This is a genomic window from Flavonifractor sp. An9, assembly GCF_002161245.1.
In the GTDB taxonomy this organism is placed as follows: domain Bacteria; phylum Bacillota; class Clostridia; order Oscillospirales; family Oscillospiraceae; genus Flavonifractor; species Flavonifractor avicola.
Window position 1 is genome coordinate 167,889 of sequence record NZ_NFHC01000001.1, and the last position, 16,634, is coordinate 184,522.

A 16,634-nucleotide genomic window follows, 5' to 3' on the forward strand; every position below is an offset into this window, starting at 1 on the left:
CCGGAACACTCTTTTACCAACCGATAAAAAGAAGGCATCGCTTATGAAATGGATGCAGAGGGCGGGAGCGGCGTGTCTTGCCGCCGGACTGGCCTTTCTATCCGCCTGCGGCCCCTCGGAGACGGAACAGAAGCAGGGAGCGTGGGACGCTTTTCTCTCTCAGGTAGATGAGCAGCACAAAACCAGCGTGATCCAAGGGACGGCCCCCGATCTGACCGCCTATTCATATCCTGATGCGCTGACCGGGATTTACCGGTGTTTGTCATCGACCTGCGGGGCAACGTCGGAGGACAGCCCGCCTTTGCCCGGCGGTGGTTTGAGGGCTTTGCCGGAGCCGCTCCCAGCCCCTGCCAGAGCACTATTATCCGCTGGTCCCCCCTGAACGGCTATATGGAGGCCCTGGGCTATCCAGTGCCGGAGGAGCCGGGGGAACCTGTGATTCAGAAAACGGACGGGGCCTGGGTGGAGCAGGATAGTGTGATCTTCTGCCTGACCGATTATGCCACAGCTTCAGCGGGTGAATGGTTTGTGGGGGATCTGCGTACCCTGGAACACGTGGTCTTTGTGGGCAGCAACACCTGCGGGGCCACCCTGATGACCAACAACCAGACCTATTGTCTGCCCCATTCCGGCCTGAGCGTCTTCTTTGGCACCAGTCTGATGCTGACGCCTGACGGCAATAGGGAGGAGACCGGGTTTCAGCCCGACCTGTGGGTGCCGCCTCAGGAGGCCCTGGAGGCGGTATCCCGGCTGTGCGAGTATTACGGCCTGAACCCCTGACGGGGGCCGCTTGCGTCCGCCATCCCCCAATGGTATAATATCAACAGTTGCCGCACAGTGTGCGGCAGGATACCATCGTATCCAGGCATTTTGCGGGCAAAATGCCTGCTGTTGATGTTACACCATGGCCAAAACCGGCGGTGCCGGTTTTCCGCCGCTCTGCGGCGCACAAGCCGGAATGGCTTGTGGCCATGGTATAATGCAGCTACAAGCAACGGGGGAGGGACGGAGATGCACATTGCCACGCAGGGCCTGGTGCTGCGGGAGGTCAATTACAAGGAGTCCGACAAGATCCTTACCGTCCTTACCGCCGAGGGGGGCAAGCGCACTGTAAAGGCCAGAGGCTGCCGGAAGAAAAACAGTCCCCTGGCGGCTTCCGCCCAGCTGCTGGTCTACTCCGACATGACCCTCTTTGCCTATCAGGACCGGATTACCCTCAACGAGGCCGAGTCCATCCGGCAGTTTTGGCACGTCAAATCCGACGTGGAGCTGCTGGCTTTGGGCTCCTACTTTGCCGAGGTGATGGAGGCGGTGGCGGTGGAGGGACGGCCCGATCCGGCCGCCATGTCCCTCATTCTGAACAGCCTTCACGCTCTGGACAAGCTGAACAAGCCCCAGGCTCTGGTGAAGGCGGCCTATGAGATGAAGCTCATGGCCCTGGAGGGCTATGAGCCTCTTGTCGATGCCTGCGCGGTATGCGGCAGGCCTGACCCGGAAAAGCCCATGCTGAACCTGGCGGAGGGCGTGCTCCACTGTGCCTCCTGCAAAAGCGAGGTGGGGGAGGGCACTTCCCTGCCCCTGACGGAGGGAACCTTGTCCGCCCTGCGGCACATTCTCTACGGCGATCCCAAGCGGCTGTTCTCCTTTCAACTGGACCAAGGGGGGCTGGACTGCCTGGCCCGGGTGTGTGAGGGCTTCCTGCGCACCCAGCTGGACCGGGGATTCCGTACCCTGGATTTTTATCATGAACTGAAAGCGGGGATGTAACATGGAACTGTATGTGGCAGACGCCTTTACCACCGTGCGCTTTTCCGGCAACCAGGCCGGCGTGGCTCTCCTGGGGGAGGGAGACTTCCCGGAGGAATCCCTGATGCGTGCCCTGGCCGGGGAATTGAAGCATTCCGAGACAGCCTTTGTCCGCCGGACCGGGGACAAGGCCTTCCATATCCGCTACTTCACCCCCGCTGAGGAGGTGGACCTGTGCGGCCACGCCACCATCGCCGCTTTCACCGTCCTGCGGGATACCGGGGCCATTGTTCCCGGAGATTATGCCCTCCATACCCGCTCCGGTGACCTGGAGATCGGGGTGGGGGACGACGCGGTGTGGATGGATATGGCGCCCCCCACCGACGGTCCCACCTTCTCAGAGGAGGAGCAGGGGGCGCTGTATGCTGCCTATGGCCTGTCTTTGGCCGACCGGCCGGAGGGGCTGGAGCCCCAGGCAGTGAGTACAGGGCTGATGGATATCCTGCTGCCGGTGCGTGATCTGGCGACCCTAGATAAGGCGGTGCAGAATGAGGCGGAGGTCACCCGTCTGTCGGAGCACTACAACGTGGTGGGGGTGCATATGTTCTGCCCCCACACCCCGGACGCCGCCGCCCACTGCCGCAATTTCGCCCCCCTGTACGCCATCCCGGAGGAGGCGGCCACCGGCACCTCCAACGGAGCCCTGACCTACTACCTGTTCCGCCGGGGACTGATCCAGGCCGGGGCGGATAACCGTTTTGTGCAGGGAGAGAAGATGGGCAAGCCCTCTGAGATCCTGAGTCGCATCACCGAGGATAACGGTAGTGTGAAGGTGCGGGTGGGAGGACGGGCTCTCATTACCCTGAAATGTGAACTGATGGGATAACCCACAGGGGCGGGACACTGGCCCGCCTCTGGATATCATGCAATTTGGAGAACCTACATGACCGATTTATTTGAAAAATCCATTCAAACTCTGGAACTGCCCCGGGTGCTGGAGAAGCTGGCCGAGCAGGCGGTGACCGAGGAGGGCAAGGACCGCTGTCTGGCCCTGCGCCCCCTGACAGACGTGGACGACGTGCAGCGGGCCCTGGACGAGACCACCGCCGCAGTGAATATGACTGCTCTGCGGGGCTCGCCCTCCTTCTCCGGTGTGCGTCCGGTGGGGGCCTCCCTCCAGCGTGCCAACATGGGGGGCGCCCTCAACACCCGGGAGCTGCTGGACATCGCCGCCGTGCTGCGCTCCGCCCGCTCTGCCAAGGAGTATGGCGAAGGAGAGGGGGACCGGGCCAAGACCTGTATCGACCACCTGTTCCGCTCTCTCACCTCTAACCGGTTCCTGGAGGAGCGCATCACCGGGGCCATCGTGGGGGAGGACGAGATTGCCGATGCCGCCAGTCCTGAGCTGGCCTCCATCCGGCGGCACATCCGGGCTACCGCCTCCAAGGTGCGGGACATTCTGAACAAGCTGATCTCCTCCAACCAGTCCAAGTACCTCCAGGAGTCCATCATCACCCAGCGCAACGACCGCTATGTGGTGCCGGTGAAGTCGGAGCACAAGAACGACGTGCCCGGCCTGGTCCACGACGTGTCCTCCTCCGGCTCCACCTTCTTCATTGAGCCCATGGGAGTGGTGAAGGCCAACAACGAGCTGCGGGAATTGCAGGCCAAGGAGGAGAAGGAGATCGAGCGCATTCTGGCGGAGTTGTCTGCCCAGTGCGCCCAGTACAAAGAGGACATCAGCCAGGATTATGACCTGCTCATCATTCTGGACGTGATCTTTGCACGGGCCAAGCTGGCCTACCGGATGCGGGCGGGCGCGCCCCGGCTGTCCGACCAGGGCCTCTATCTGCGGAAGGCCCGCCACCCCCTGCTGGACCCCAACAAGGCGGTGGCCAACGACCTGATGCTGGGGGAGAACTTCGATACTCTGGTCATCACCGGCCCCAACACCGGCGGTAAGACGGTCACCCTCAAGACCATCGGCCTTTTGACCCTGATGGCCCAGTGCGGCCTCCACATCCCCGTGGGGGACGGCAGCTGTGTAAAAGTGTTTGACCGGGTGCTGTCCGATATTGGTGACGAGCAGTCCATTGCCCAGAATTTGTCCACATTTTCCTCCCATATGGTGAACATTGTGGGGATTTTGCAGGAGGCGGATGACCGCACCCTCATCCTCTTCGACGAGCTGGGTGCTGGTACCGACCCCATCGAGGGCGCCGCTCTGGCCGCCGCCATCATCGAGTCCGCCCGGGAGATGGGAGCCCTGGTGGCCGCCACCACCCACTATGCCGAGCTGAAGGTGTACGCCATGACCACCCCGGGAGTGGAGAACGCCTCCTGCGAGTTCGACGTGGACTCCCTGGCCCCCACCTACCGGCTGCTCATCGGCATCCCCGGTAAGTCCAACGCCTTTGCCATCTCTGAGCGGCTGGGCCTGCCCAAGCCCATCATCCAGAAGGCCGCCGCCCGCATTGACGCGGAGAACGTCCGCTTTGAGGATGTGCTCACCCAGCTGGACGAACAGCGCCAGGAGATGGAGAAGGAGAAGGAGGCCGCAGCCAAGCTCCGCCGGGAGATGGAGGAGACCGCCAAGGCCTCCCGGGAGTACAAGGCCCAGATGGATGCCCAGCGGCAGAAGGCGGTGGAGAAGGCCCAGGCGGAGGCCCGGGCTATTCTGGACGAGGCCAGGGACACCGCAGACCAGGTGTTCAAGGAACTTAATGAGATGCGCCGCCGCCAGCGGAAGGAAGAGGACTGGCAGAAGATCAACGACGAGCGGGCAGGTCTGCGCCACCGGCTCAACGAGGCCGAAGGCAAGCTGGGCCAGCGGCCTGAGGCCCCCGTGCCCCCACCCACCCGTCCGGCCCAGGCTGGCGATACAGTGGAGCTGGTGAAGATGGGCACCCAGGCTACCGTGCTCTCCGTCAACAAGGATGGCTCCCTCCAGCTTCAGGCCGGTATCCTGAAGATCACTGCCAAGCAGGACGAGGTCCGGGTTGTGGAAGGGGAGAGCATCAAGGCCGCCAAGAAGGTGGTGGCCCGGGCGGAGCACAAGCTGCGCTCCCTGGGAGCCTCTCCCGAGGTAGACCTACGGGGCATGATGACCGACGAGGCCATCGGTGCCTTGGACCTGTTCCTGGACAACGCGGTGCTGGGACGGCTCAACGAGGTGCGCATCATCCACGGCAAGGGTACCGGTGCGGTGCGCAAGGCGGTGCGGGAGCACCTCAAGCGCAGCCGCTATGTGAAGTCCTTCCGCCCCGGCCGCTACGGCGAAGGGGAGGATGGTGTAACCATTGCCGAACTGAGATAGAACAGCCCTACGTCCCCTCGGAGAGCGGAGGGGGGCACGCGGGGGGAACTGGTGCCCGCCCGCGAGGCGCGGCTTTGGAGCGAAGCGACAGGCTTTCCGCAGAAAGCCTCCGCGCCGTGAGGACGGTGTGACCATCGCCGAGCTGCGGTGATGGAGTTTTCGTTCTGATTCGGAAATAAAACCAGAGGGTTCGTCATTCAAAACAGATTCTTGCACGGATTTTGTGCATTTTGTCATTGACGGTTTGGGATAAATTTGCTATCCTATTATACGAAGTATGCGAATGCATCTTGGGGGGAAACGCTATGTATATGAAAGAGGCAGTTGTGAACAACCAGGTCGGCCTGCACGCCAGACCGGCTACGTTCTTCATCCAGAAGGCCAATGAGTTCAAGAGCTCTATTTGGGTGGAGAAGGACGAGCGGAGAGTCAATGCCAAGAGCCTGCTGGGTGTGCTTTCTCTGGGAATCGTCAAGGGGACTTCCATTAACCTCATTGCAGACGGCCCCGACGAGAAGGAAGCTGTGGAGGCTCTCATCGAGCTGATCTCCTCCAACTTCTCTGAGTAAGCGACCAAAGCGAGAGAAAAAAGCGCCGCATCTGCGGCGCTTTTTTTGATAGTGGGGGTGGAGTCATGAAACTGTCCGTAACGCCCAGGCCCCGGAGCAGAAGCGGCTGGCGCTTGCGCCTGGGTGTGACCCTGTTCTGCTTGCGGCGTCGTGCCTTCTGGCATACCGGCAGGCTGCGCTTTGCCCGTTTCAGGCCGGAACTGGACCTGCCCCACCTGTGGATGGAACACAGTACGCCCCTGTTCCGTCCGCTGCGGGGGGAGGAGATGGCGCTCCAGCGCAATAAGATCACCAATCTCCGATTGGCGCTGGTCAAGCTGGATGGGCTGACCCTCCTGCCTGGGGAGACTCTGTCCTTCTGGCGGGCGGTGGGGAAGCCCACCCGACGAAAGGGCTATGTGGAGGGGATGGTCCTGCGTAACGGCCAGGTGGCCGCCGGCGTGGGGGGCGGTATGTGTCAGATGACCAATCTGCTCTACTGGATGACCCTCCATACGCCCCTGACGGTGACGGAGCGGTGGCGGCATGGCTACGATGTCTTTCCCGATTGCAGCCGTACCCAGCCCTTCGGCAGCGGAGCCACCTGCTTTTATAATTACATGGACCTGATGGTGCGCAATGATACAGAGCACACCTGGCGGCTTATCCTACGCCTCACTGATACCCACCTGGAGGGGGAGTGGCGGGCCGATGTTCCCTGTGACCGCAGGTATGAGGTATACGAAAGGGAGCACTATATCCAGGGTGAGTATTGGGGCGGCTTTACCCGGCACAATACCCTGTACCGCCGGTGCTTCTCTAAGGACGGGGAGCTGTTGGCGGATGATTTCCTTGTGGAAAACCATGCCATGATGATGTATGACCCCATGCTGCCCGGCAACACCCCGGAGACCACGGCAGAAAGGAGGGCATGACGCACCTCTATGACCCTGGATGAACGGAAAGAAAAGGCCCATGCCCCATTCCCCCAAAATCGCAGAGCCCTTTTGGGGACCCCCCAGGGGATGATTTCACATCCTCGGGGCAAGTGAATTGCCCCTGCAGCGAGGTTTGGTCTGTGGCCAAACGCTCGAACGGCGCAGAGCGCCGGGTCGCTGATGCTCCCGGCGGCAGGGCATCATAAGTCTGGCAGAGAGGAGGGTCTGTAGCTTCTAGTATGACCTTTGACGAGTTAAAAGAAAAAGCCCATGCCCTGCCGCTGAAGCCGGGCGTGTATATCATGCAGGACGCCAAAAATGTGGTCATCTACGTGGGCAAGGCCAAGGCCTTGAAGAACCGGGTGAGCCAATACTTTGCCAACCTGGCCTCCCACACCGAAAAAACCCGGGCCATGGTGAGCCAGATCGACCACTTTGACGTCATTGTGGCTGACTCCGAGTTTGAGGCTCTGGTGCTGGAAAATTCCCTCATCAAGCGCCACCAGCCTCGGTACAACATCCTGCTCAAGGACGACAAGGGCTACCCCTACATCCGGCTGACGGTGAAGGAGGAGTACCCCAAGTTCTCCCTGGCCAACAGGGCGGCGGAGGATGGGGCCCGGTACTTCGGTCCCTACGGCAGCCGGGGCAACACCCAGAACATCATCGACGCCCTGCGGGTGGCCTTGCGCCTGCCCTCCTGTAACAAAAAGTTTCCCAGGGACATCGGCAAGGAGCGGCCCTGCCTCAACTACCACATGGGCCAGTGCGACGGCTACTGCCGGAAGGACATGGATCAGAGCCGCTACCGGGAGGCCATCGACCAGGCCGTCCGCCTGCTGGAGGGCAAGTTTCAGGAGGTAGGGGACGAGCTGAAGGCGGAGATGGAACTGGCCGCCGAGGAGCTGCGCTTTGAAAAGGCCGCCGAGCTGCGGGACCGCTATAAGGCCATCGAGCTGCTGGGCAAGCGGCAGAAGGTGGTGGCCGGTTCCCTGGCCGACACCGACGTGGTGGGCTTCCACAAGGGAGAGGCCACCAAGAGCTGCTTTGTGGTGCTCCACTTTGTGGAGGGCGAGCTGGCCGCCAAGGATTGGGACCTGATCGATACCCCCCTGGAGGAGGAAACAGCGGACATTTTGTCCGCCCTGGTGCGGCAATACTATGGAGGCCGGGGAAACCTGCCCCGGCAGATCCTGCTGCCCTGTGAGCTGGAGGACGAAGTGCCTCTGATGCGGATGCTGTCCGAGGACGCAGGCCGCAAGGTGGAGTTGGTGACCCCCCAGCGGGGCGCCAAGATGGACCTGATCCGTCTGGCCAACAAGAACGCGGTGGAGGAAGTGGAGCGCTGGACCACTCGGGAGGAGCGGCAGAGCAAGCTGATGGAGCTGCTGGGGAAGATGCTGGACCTGGAGGCTCCGCCCCGGCGCATCGAGTCCTACGATATCTCCAACCAGGGCGCCGACGATATCGTGGCCTCCATGGTGGTGTATGTGAACGCCCGGCCCTTAAAGCGGGATTACCGCCATTTCAAGCTGAAGGATATGGATGGCCCCGACGACTACGCCTCCATGGAGCAGGTGCTGACAAGGCGGTTCAAGCGCTACCTGGAAGGGGACGAGAAATTTGCGGACAAGCCTGACCTGCTGCTCATCGACGGCGGCGTCAATCACGCCAATGTGGCGGTGAAGGTGCTGGAGATGTTGGGACTGTCCATCCCCATCTTTGGCATGGTGAAGGACGACCGCCACCGTACCCGGGCCCTGGTGACGCCGGAGGGAAGGGAGATCGGTATCCAGGGCAATCAGGCCATTTTCTCCCTCATCGGCCAGATCCAGGAGGAGACCCACCGCTTTGCCATCGAGTTCCACCGCCAGCAGCAGAACCAGCGGGTGAAGGGCTCGGTGCTGGATCAGATCCCCGGCGTGGGGGAGAAGCGGCGGAGCGACCTGCTTAAGCATTTCAAGAGCATCAAGAAGATCCGGGAAGCCACCCAGGCCCAGCTGGCGGAGGTGGTGCCCAAAAACACCGCTCAAGCGGTATTTGACTATTTTCATCCGAAAGGGGAAGGACCCACATGAGAGTGATCACCGGAATTGCCCGGGGTCGTAAGCTGAAAGAGCTGCCCGGCCTGGAGACCCGGCCCACCACCGACAAGGTGAAGGAATCGGTTTTCAATATCGTTCAGTTCGACATTGAGGGCCGGCAGGTGCTGGACCTGTTTGCCGGCACCGGCCAGATGGGCATCGAGGCTCTGTCCCGGGGGGCGGCCTTCTGCACCTTCGTGGATCTGCGGCGGGAGGCCGCTGCGGTGGTGCGGGAGAATTTGGCCCACACCAAGCTGGCGGACAGTGCCAAGGTGATCCAGGGGGATTATCTGGCCTTTCTCACCGGCTGCCGGGAGAAATTTGACCTGGTATTCCTGGACCCGCCTTACGGCACCGGTATGCTGGAAAAGGCCCTGGAGACCATCGCCAAGATTGACATCATGACGGAAAATGGTATAATAGTTTGCGAAAGCGCCGCTGAGTCGGTGCTGCCGGAGCTGGAAGGCCCCTACGAGAAGGGCCGGGAGTACCGCTACGGCAAGATCAAACTCACCCTCTATCACCGTACCGTCGGCAACAGGATGTGAAGCCCTTATGAAGACAGCCATCTACCCCGGCAGCTTTGATCCCATCACGCTGGGGCATCTCAATATTATCAAGCGGGCAGCCGTCTGCTTTGACCGGCTCATCGTCTGCGTGCTGGTGAACTCGGAGAAGGTGAACCGGGGCCTCTTCACCCCGGAGGAGCGCACGGAACTCATCCGCAAGGTGGTGACTAAGCTGCCCAATGTGGAGGTGGATTGCTCCTCCACTCTGCTGGCGGAGTACGCCCGGCAGAAGAAGGCCTGTACTCTGGTGAAGGGTCTGCGGGCGGTGTCCGATTATGAGAATGAGCTGCAGATGGCCCTCATCAATCGAAAACTCAATCCCAGGCTGGAGACCATGTTTTTGCCGTCCAGCGCCAAGTACACCTATGTCAGCTCCAGCGTGGTCAAGGAAATGGCCCGTTACGGAGCGGATCTGTCGGACTTTCTCCCCCGTGAGATCATCGAGGATGTCCGGCAAAAAATCGAAAGCGGGAGGGATCGCTGATGGCCACCGGTGTGGAAGAATTACTGGATATGCTCTATGAGATGATTGAAGACGCCAAAAATATGCCCCTGAGCAGCGATAAGTGCATTCTGGAGCGGGACAAGGCTCTGGATCTGCTGGATGAAGTGCGGGGTCAGTTCCCCATGGAGCTCAGCGAGGCCAAGAAGCTGATCGCCGCCCGTACCGACTATATCAATTCCGCCAAGCGGGAGGCCGAGCTCATCCGCAAGCAGGCCGAGGAGCAGGCCCGCCAGATGGTGTCTGAGAACGAACTGCTGGCCCAGACCAAGCAGAAGGCCAACGAGATGATGCGTACCGCCGAAGAGCGCAGCCGGGACCTGCGGAAGGCGGCCAACGACTACTGTGAGGACGCCCTCCGCCGCACCGAGGAGGCGGTGGCCGAGGCCTATGATGAGATCAAGAAGTCCCGTGCCCGGTTCCGGGCGGTGGCCGGCGGCAGCAGCCCCCAGAACAGCCGTCAGCCCTACGATGCTGAGGCCGACGAATAACAGCAAAACGGCTCCCTGCCCCACTGCGGCGGGGAGCCGTTTTTTTCCATTATCCTATTTACATAATGCGATAAAATTGTGATTTTTTTTGCACCATACCACCAGGTATGGTGCTTTTTGCTGCCGATTGGAAACGAAAAGGAATCGAACGTATGTTTTTGATGCGGAAAAGCACGACTTTCGTATAAAAAACAGGGAGTTTTGGGGTTAAAAAAGAGTAAAAAACTATTGCAATTCCGTTACAGAACCTTTATACTGAAGGGGACGGTGGAGCGAAATGGGGGAAAACCCCGCTCAAAAACACCAAAGTGGAGGGAAGTGAAGGGCGTGACCGGTACCTACGAGCATAGCATCGACGGCAAGGGACGCCTGTTCATTCCCGCCAAACTCCGGGAGGAACTGGGGGTCACCTTTTATCTGGCTATGGGCGTGGACGCCTGTCTGGCCATCTATCCCCAGTCCACCTGGGACCGGTTTACAGAAAAATTTTCTTCCCTTCCCATGAGCCAGTCTAAGGCTATGCGTCCCCTCTTTGCCAATGCCGCTAAGTGCGAGCTGGACAGTCAGGGCCGCATTGTCATTCCCCAGAAGCTGCGGAAGTATGCCGGACTGGACAAGGACGTGGTCATCATCGGCGTCAATGATCGGGCCGAGATCTGGAGTGCCGATGCCTGGCAGGCCCAGGAAGAGGAAGAAATGACGCCGGAGAAGATGTCCGCCTGTATGGAGATGCTGGGGTTCTGAGATGAGTGAAACGGGATTTTCTCACAAGCCGGTACTGCTGGCGGAATGTATTGAAGCGCTGAATATCAAGCCGGATGGCATTTATCTGGACGGCACCCTGGGCCGGGCAGGCCACAGCCGGGAGATTGTCAAGCAGCTGACCAGCGGCAGGTTGATCTGCGTGGACCGGGACCAGGCGGCCCTGGACGCGGCGGAAGAGCGGCTGGCCCAATGGCGGGACAAGGTTACCCTGGTCCACAGCAACTTCTGCGAGCTGGACGCCATTCTGGGCGGGCTGGGTCTGGAGGGTGTGGACGGAATGCTCTTCGACCTGGGTGTGTCCTCTCCCCAGCTGGACGACGGCTCCAGAGGCTTCTCCTATATGGCGGACGCGCCGCTGGATATGCGGATGGACCAGTCCGACGGACTGACCGCCCGCATCGTGGTGAATGAGTGGCCTCAGGAGGAACTGCGGCGCATTCTGTGGCAGTACGGCGAGGAGCGCTATTCCTCCGCCATTGCGGGAGCCATTGTGCGTGCCCGGGAGAAAAAGCCGGTGGAGACCACCCTGGAACTGGTGGACATCATCAAGGGGGCTATGCCCGCCTCCGCCCTGCGGGAGAAGCAGCACCCTGCCAAGCGGTCTTTTCAGGCTATCCGCATCGCGGTCAACGACGAGCTGGGCTCGGTGGACAAAATGGTACGCTCCGCAGTGCCCCGCCTCAACCCCGGCGGCCGGCTGGCGGTAATCTCATTCCACTCTCTGGAGGACCGGATCGTGAAGAACGGCCTGGCGGAGTATGCAAAAGGATGCACCTGTCCCCCCGATTTCCCGGTTTGTGTGTGCGGGAAAAAGCCTCAGATTAAATTGATTACCCGGAAGCCCATTGTATCCGTTCCGGAAGAACTGGAAGAGAATCCCCGTGCCCGCAGCGCCAAATTGCGGGTGGCGGAGAAGCTGAGAGAGAGATAACGGCAGATTTACAAATGAGAATGGAGTGGAGCAGCCATGGCAACTGCCGTGAAGCGCAGAAAATATTCCAAATATGATACCATCCCTTTCCCCATGTATGACGGCTCCGCAGCCCGGCAGCTGGAGCAGGAAGAGGTCCTGCGTCCCCGTCCGCTGGTCCGGCCCCGGGAACGTGCGGTGGTCCGTCCCAAGGTTCGGGTACGGGAGGCGGGTATCGTCTCTCCCTTTGCCGTGGTGGGTTTCCTGGCGGTACTGGTTTTCGCGGTGCTGCTGCTGTTCAGCTATGTACAGCTGGCGGTGATCTCCGATCAGGTGGTAAGCCTGCGGTCTGATCTGACCGGCCTGAAGACGGAGGAGGCCAAGCTGCGGGCCCAGTATGAGCTGGCCTACGATCTGGAGAGCATCGAGCAGAACCTGACCGACAGCGGCGCCATGGTCAAGCCCCAGAATGGTCAGATCATCTACGTGGACCTGTCCGAGCCTGACTCGGTGACCTACTTCCAGCAGGAAGAGGAGGCCACCGGTGTGGAGGGGGCCGTGGAGAGTATGCATTCCATCTTTACGGAGATTGTGGAATATTTCAGTTGATCAGCGCCATATACTGCATCAGCGGGCAGAAAAGAGAGCGGGCGTTCCTGAGACGTCGGCAAGAACAAGTCAGCAAGCAAGTGTAAGTGAGAGAGAGGGCGTAAGAAAAGAAATTTTCTTACGCCCTCCTGCGGTATTTCAAGCCGTGGAGCAGCATACAAGTGCTGTATGATCCCAAGCGAGGTGAGCCGGAAATGGCAGAAAAAAGAAAGAAAGGCACTCGAATCATCCGGCAGAAGCCGGACCGGCGGGCCAACCGCACCATTCTGATCCGCAGCCTGTTCCTGATGGTGCTGTTTGGACTGGTGGCATTTATCCCGCTGTTCTTCAAGCTGTGGCAAATCCAGATCAGTCAGCATGATTACTATCAGGAACTGGCGGTGCAGCAGCAAACCAGAGACAGCACCGTTACCGCCAACCGGGGCACCATCTATGACAGCCAGGGGGCCGTGCTGGCCATGAGCGCCACGGTGTACAATGTGCAGCTCTCCCCCAAGGATCTGCTGGAGACCCAGGAGACCTATCGGGAGAAGGTGGAGGACGCTCAGGAGAATGGCGGCACGCTGCCCGACTATCCGGAGCCTACCGACCAGTTTGTGGCGGAGAACCTGGCGTCCATCCTGAACCTGGAAGTTGAGGATGTGATGAAGCATCTGGAGAACAAGAACTCCCAGTATGAGATCATCAAATACCGGGTGGAGCCAGAGGAATCGGAGGCGGTACAGGAGTTTATCACCGAGAACCACCTGTCCCATGGCATCTACCTGATGCCCACCAGCAAGCGTTACTACCCCAAGGGAAGCCTGGCAGCCCATGTGGTGGGCTGGGTCAACCCCAATACCGACAATGTGGGCGCCTACGGCCTGGAGGCCCAGTTCGAAGAGGAACTGTCCGGTCAGACCGGCCGGGTGGTCACCGCCAAGGACGGTGTGGGCACCGAGCTGCTCTACCGCTTTGAGGACTACTACGACGCCACCGACGGCAACAATCTGACCCTCACCATCGACGCCACCATTCAGTCCTACTGTGAGAGTATCCTCCAGGAGGGTGTGGAGCAGTTCGATATACAAGACGGTGCCTTCTGCCTGGTAATGGACCCCAACACTGGGGCCATCCTGGGTTGGGCCAACTCCCCCACCTTTGATCTGAACGATCCCTGGACTGTCAGCGACCCGGTGCTTCTCCAGTATCTGGAGGACATCAAGAGCGGCGGATACACCAAGGAGGAGGCCTATACGAAGGCGCTGGCTGAGGGCGCCACCGCTCAGGAGGCCTACGACGCGGCCGTCCAGGAGGCGGAGAAGGAGGTCCTTTACAGCCAGTGGGCCAACAAGGCGGTAACCAGCTCCTATGAGCCCGGTTCCACCTTCAAGTCCATCGTGCTGGCTGCCGCCCTGGAGGAGGGCGTGATCAGTGAGAGCGACCACTTCTACTGCAGCGGTGTGGCCCAGGTAGATGGGTGGAACGGTGACCCCATCCGCTGTTCCAAGCGCGATGGCCACGGTGACCAGGACCTGGCCCAAGCGGTGGCCAACTCCTGTAACCCTGCCTTTATCGAGATCGGCAAGCGGCTGGGAGCGGAGAAGTTCTACGACTATCTGGAGGACTTCGGCTTCCTGGAAAAGACCGGAATCGATATGCAGGGTGAGACCACCGGCGTGATTTGGAGCCGGGACGATTTTACCAATGTAGACCTGGCAGTGGCCTCTTTCGGCCAGCGTTTCCAGGTTACCCCCCTGCAGCTCATCACCGCCGCCTCTGCCGTGGTCAACGGCGGCCACCTGATGCAGCCCTATGTGGTGAGCCAGATCACCGACGCCGACGGCAACGTACTCCAGCACACCGAGCCCACCGAAGTGCGGCAGGTCATCAGCGAGCAGACCAGCGAGCGGTGCCGGGCCATCCTGGAAAAGGTGGTGGACGGCGGTACCGGTAAGAACGCCGCCGTGGAGGGCTACCGCATCGGCGGTAAGACCGGTTCCTCTCAGACCCTGAAGGGCGACGACCACACCATCGTCTCCTTCCTGGGCTTCGCCCCGGCGGACGATCCCCAGGTGGTCATCCTGCTGGCTTACGACAGCCCCAAGCCGGTGAGCCCCGGCTCCAACTATACGGCGGACAACTGGTACATCAGCGGCGGTAATATGGCTGCCCTCAAGGCTGGCGAGCTGATGGAAAAGATTCTGGACTATCTGGGTGTGGAGAAGAGCTACTCTGCCACCGCCGATGTGATGGTACCCAACCTGACCGGCCTGAATCTGGCCGACGCCACCACATCCCTGAAGAAGAATAATCTGTCCATCCGGGTGGTGGGCGACGGCGACACCGTCACCGGCCAGATCCCGGCCAAGGGAGCCTCCATCCCCGGCGGCAGCGAAGTGGTGGTCTATATGGGCGCCGAAGTTCCCACCGACCAGGTCCAGGTGCCCAGCGTCATCGGCCTGAACGTAGAGCAGGCCAAGGCGAAGCTGTCCGCCCAGGGCCTCTACCTGAAGGCCAGCGGCGCCTCTGAGTTCGGTTCCACTGTGGTGGCCTATGAGCAGTCCGTCCAGGCGGGCACCAGCGTGGACCGGGGCACCACCATTGAGGTGCGCTTTACCGACTCCACGGCCAGCGGCGCGGGCCTGTAATTACCTTCCCCTGTGGGGAGAAAGCGGGGTGTGAGCATGAAACTGAATGAAGTGTTGGCGGGTGTGAAACTAACGGCCCGTCACATCCAGGATGTGGAAATTTCAGGCATCTGCTATGACACCCGAGATATGATTTCCGGCTGCCTCTTCGTGGCCCTGCCGGGCTACAAGACCGACGGCCACAAGTACATCCAGCAGGCGCTGGATCAGGGGGCGGCGGCCATCTTGTGCCGCCGCCCGCCGGCGGAAGAGGGCCCGTGGCTGGTAACGGAGAACCCACGGGCGGCCCTGGCCGCGGTGTCCGCCAACTGGTTTGGACATCCTGCGGAGGAACTGACGGTGCTGGCTGTTACCGGTACCAACGGCAAGACCACCACCACCTATCTGCTGAAAGCCATGCTGGAGGGGGTGCTGGGGGCGAAAGTCGGCCTTATCGGCACCAACCAGAATATGATTGGCCAGGAGGCTTTGCCTGCCCACCACACCACCCCGGAGTCCTGGGAGGTACAGAAGCTGCTGCGGGAGATGGCGGATGCCGGATGCAGCCATGTGGTGATGGAGGCCTCCTCCCACGCCCTGGTGCTTCATCGTCTGGACGGCATCTCCTTTCGGGCTGGTATCTTCACCAATCTGACTCAGGATCATCTGGACTTCCACAAAACCATGGAGGCCTACCGGCAGGCCAAGGGCCTGCTGTTTCACCAGTGCGGTACAGCGGTACTTAACCTAGACGATGAGGCCGGGCGGTACTATGCAGGGAATGTTCCCTGTCCTGCCTTTACCTATTCCGAGAGCCGGGATGAGGCCGATCTCACCGCCAAGAATCTGCGGCTTTTCCCAGACCGGGTGGAGTTTGAGGCAGTGACCATGGACGCCATTGCCCGGGTCCGCCTGCCTATTCCCGGCGGCTTTACCATCTACAACGCCCTGGGCGTCATTGCCTGTGGCCTGACCCTGGGTCTGCCTCTGGGTCAGATTGCCTCCTCTCTGGCCAATGCCAAGGGAGTAAAGGGCCGCATTGAGGTGGTGCCGGTACCGGCGGACTACACAGTGCTCATTGACTATGCCCATACCCCGGATGCTCTGGAGAACATTCTTACCACCGTCCGAGACTTTACCAAAGGCCGGGTGATCTGTCTGTTTGGCTGCGGCGGTGACCGGGACCGGTCCAAGCGTCCCCAGATGGGAGCCATCGCCGGGCAGCTGGCCGATGTAGCAGTGGTTACCTCCGATAACCCCCGCACCGAGGAGCCCCAGGCCATTATTCAGGACATCCTGAAGGGGATGGAGGGCACCGGAGCCCAGCGCCATGTGGAACCAGACCGGCGGCGGGCCATTGCCCTGGCCCTCTCCCTTGCCCAGGCTGGGGATACGGTGGTACTGGCGGGTAAAGGACATGAGACCTACCAGGAGATCGACGGCGTGCAGCACCATCTGGATGAGCGGGAGGAAGTGGCTGCCTTTTTTGCCGGAGAGAAGCAGAACTTTGTTGCATTTTAGAGTGGAAACCAGGGACAGTCTGTGAT

Annotated in this window: 15 protein-coding genes; all 15 read left to right on the forward strand. The window is 60.7% G+C overall.

The genetic code is table 11. The features are described 5' to 3' along the window. The first annotated feature begins 255 nt into the window (after positions 1 to 255). Positions 256 to 780: a S41 family peptidase gene (locus B5G40_RS00875; RefSeq protein WP_087398462.1), complete on the forward strand. Its 525-nt coding sequence runs from the start codon at positions 256 to 258 to the stop codon at positions 778 to 780. A 231-nt stretch (positions 781 to 1,011) separates the two neighbouring features. Continuing rightward, positions 1,012 to 1,767: a DNA repair protein RecO gene (recO, locus tag B5G40_RS00880; RefSeq protein WP_087398463.1), complete on the forward strand. Its 756-nt coding sequence runs from the start codon at positions 1,012 to 1,014 to the stop codon at positions 1,765 to 1,767. Between the two features lies 1 nt (position 1,768). Beyond that, positions 1,769 to 2,632: a PhzF family phenazine biosynthesis protein gene (locus B5G40_RS00885; RefSeq protein WP_087398464.1), complete on the forward strand. Its 864-nt coding sequence runs from the start codon at positions 1,769 to 1,771 to the stop codon at positions 2,630 to 2,632. Positions 2,633 to 2,689: 57 nt separating this feature from the next. Continuing rightward, positions 2,690 to 5,062 (forward strand): endonuclease MutS2, encoded by a 2,373-nt coding sequence (locus tag B5G40_RS00890; protein WP_087398465.1) that lies wholly within the window; start codon positions 2,690 to 2,692, stop codon positions 5,060 to 5,062. A gap of 305 nt (positions 5,063 to 5,367) precedes the next feature. Then, complete coding sequence (locus B5G40_RS00895) at positions 5,368 to 5,631, forward strand: HPr family phosphocarrier protein (protein ID WP_007495691.1); 264 nt, start codon at positions 5,368 to 5,370, stop codon at positions 5,629 to 5,631. A 65-nt stretch (positions 5,632 to 5,696) separates the two neighbouring features. Continuing rightward, complete coding sequence (locus tag B5G40_RS00900; RefSeq protein ID WP_087398466.1) at positions 5,697 to 6,545, forward strand: VanW family protein; 849 nt, start codon at positions 5,697 to 5,699, stop codon at positions 6,543 to 6,545. A 242-nt stretch (positions 6,546 to 6,787) separates the two neighbouring features. Next, a complete protein-coding gene (uvrC, locus tag B5G40_RS00905) occupies positions 6,788 to 8,626 on the forward strand; it encodes an excinuclease ABC subunit UvrC (protein WP_087398467.1) in 1,839 nt (612 codons plus the stop codon). Next, the gene (rsmD, locus tag B5G40_RS00910; RefSeq protein WP_087188109.1) at positions 8,623 to 9,180 is read left to right on the forward strand and encodes a 16S rRNA (guanine(966)-N(2))-methyltransferase RsmD; all 558 of its coding nucleotides are present in this window, start codon (positions 8,623 to 8,625) and stop codon (positions 9,178 to 9,180) included. The genes uvrC and rsmD overlap by 4 nt, the downstream gene beginning before the upstream one ends. A 7-nt stretch (positions 9,181 to 9,187) precedes the next feature. After that, positions 9,188 to 9,685, forward strand: a complete 498-nt coding sequence (gene coaD, locus B5G40_RS00915; RefSeq protein ID WP_087272105.1) for a pantetheine-phosphate adenylyltransferase — start codon at positions 9,188 to 9,190, stop codon at positions 9,683 to 9,685. Continuing rightward, positions 9,685 to 10,194 (forward strand): hypothetical protein, encoded by a 510-nt coding sequence (locus B5G40_RS00920; protein ID WP_087188111.1) that lies wholly within the window; start codon positions 9,685 to 9,687, stop codon positions 10,192 to 10,194. Before coaD ends, B5G40_RS00920 begins: the two co-directional genes overlap by 1 nt. Before the next feature lie 327 nt (positions 10,195 to 10,521). After that, the gene (mraZ, locus tag B5G40_RS00925) at positions 10,522 to 10,938 is read left to right on the forward strand and encodes a division/cell wall cluster transcriptional repressor MraZ (RefSeq protein ID WP_087188155.1); all 417 of its coding nucleotides are present in this window, start codon (positions 10,522 to 10,524) and stop codon (positions 10,936 to 10,938) included. A 1-nt stretch (position 10,939) separates the two neighbouring features. Next, positions 10,940 to 11,890: a 16S rRNA (cytosine(1402)-N(4))-methyltransferase RsmH gene (rsmH, locus tag B5G40_RS00930; protein WP_087398468.1), complete on the forward strand. Its 951-nt coding sequence runs from the start codon at positions 10,940 to 10,942 to the stop codon at positions 11,888 to 11,890. A 48-nt stretch (positions 11,891 to 11,938) separates the two neighbouring features. After that, positions 11,939 to 12,478, forward strand: a complete 540-nt coding sequence (locus B5G40_RS00935) for a hypothetical protein (protein ID WP_242959101.1) — start codon at positions 11,939 to 11,941, stop codon at positions 12,476 to 12,478. Between the two features lie 194 nt (positions 12,479 to 12,672). Continuing rightward, positions 12,673 to 15,108 carry a penicillin-binding transpeptidase domain-containing protein gene (locus B5G40_RS00940; protein WP_087398556.1) on the forward strand — a complete coding sequence of 812 codons (2,436 nt, stop codon included), beginning with the start codon at positions 12,673 to 12,675 and terminating at the stop codon, positions 15,106 to 15,108. Between the two features lie 36 nt (positions 15,109 to 15,144). After that, complete coding sequence (locus tag B5G40_RS00945) at positions 15,145 to 16,608, forward strand: UDP-N-acetylmuramoyl-L-alanyl-D-glutamate--2,6-diaminopimelate ligase (protein WP_087398557.1); 1,464 nt, start codon at positions 15,145 to 15,147, stop codon at positions 16,606 to 16,608. Positions 16,609 to 16,634: the final 26 nt, after the last annotated feature.

What these genes read in the sequence shown, in the direction of transcription:
- recO (WP_087398463.1), top strand. Translation starts at nt 1,012, where the DNA reads ATGCACATTGCCACGCAGGGCCTGGTGCTGCGGGAGGTCAATTACAAG.
- B5G40_RS00885 (WP_087398464.1), top strand. Translation starts at nt 1,769, where the DNA reads ATGGAACTGTATGTGGCAGACGCCTTTACCACCGTGCGCTTTTCCGGC.
- B5G40_RS00890 (WP_087398465.1), top strand. Translation starts at nt 2,690, where the DNA reads ATGACCGATTTATTTGAAAAATCCATTCAAACTCTGGAACTGCCCCGG.
- B5G40_RS00895 (WP_007495691.1), top strand. Translation starts at nt 5,368, where the DNA reads ATGTATATGAAAGAGGCAGTTGTGAACAACCAGGTCGGCCTGCACGCC.
- B5G40_RS00900 (WP_087398466.1), top strand. Translation starts at nt 5,697, where the DNA reads ATGAAACTGTCCGTAACGCCCAGGCCCCGGAGCAGAAGCGGCTGGCGC.
- uvrC (WP_087398467.1), top strand. Translation starts at nt 6,788, where the DNA reads ATGACCTTTGACGAGTTAAAAGAAAAAGCCCATGCCCTGCCGCTGAAG.
- rsmD (WP_087188109.1), top strand. Translation starts at nt 8,623, where the DNA reads ATGAGAGTGATCACCGGAATTGCCCGGGGTCGTAAGCTGAAAGAGCTG.
- coaD (WP_087272105.1), top strand. Translation starts at nt 9,188, where the DNA reads ATGAAGACAGCCATCTACCCCGGCAGCTTTGATCCCATCACGCTGGGG.
- B5G40_RS00920 (WP_087188111.1), top strand. Translation starts at nt 9,685, where the DNA reads ATGGCCACCGGTGTGGAAGAATTACTGGATATGCTCTATGAGATGATT.
- rsmH (WP_087398468.1), top strand. Translation starts at nt 10,940, where the DNA reads ATGAGTGAAACGGGATTTTCTCACAAGCCGGTACTGCTGGCGGAATGT.
- B5G40_RS00940 (WP_087398556.1), top strand. Translation starts at nt 12,673, where the DNA reads ATGGCAGAAAAAAGAAAGAAAGGCACTCGAATCATCCGGCAGAAGCCG.
- B5G40_RS00945 (WP_087398557.1), top strand. Translation starts at nt 15,145, where the DNA reads ATGAAACTGAATGAAGTGTTGGCGGGTGTGAAACTAACGGCCCGTCAC.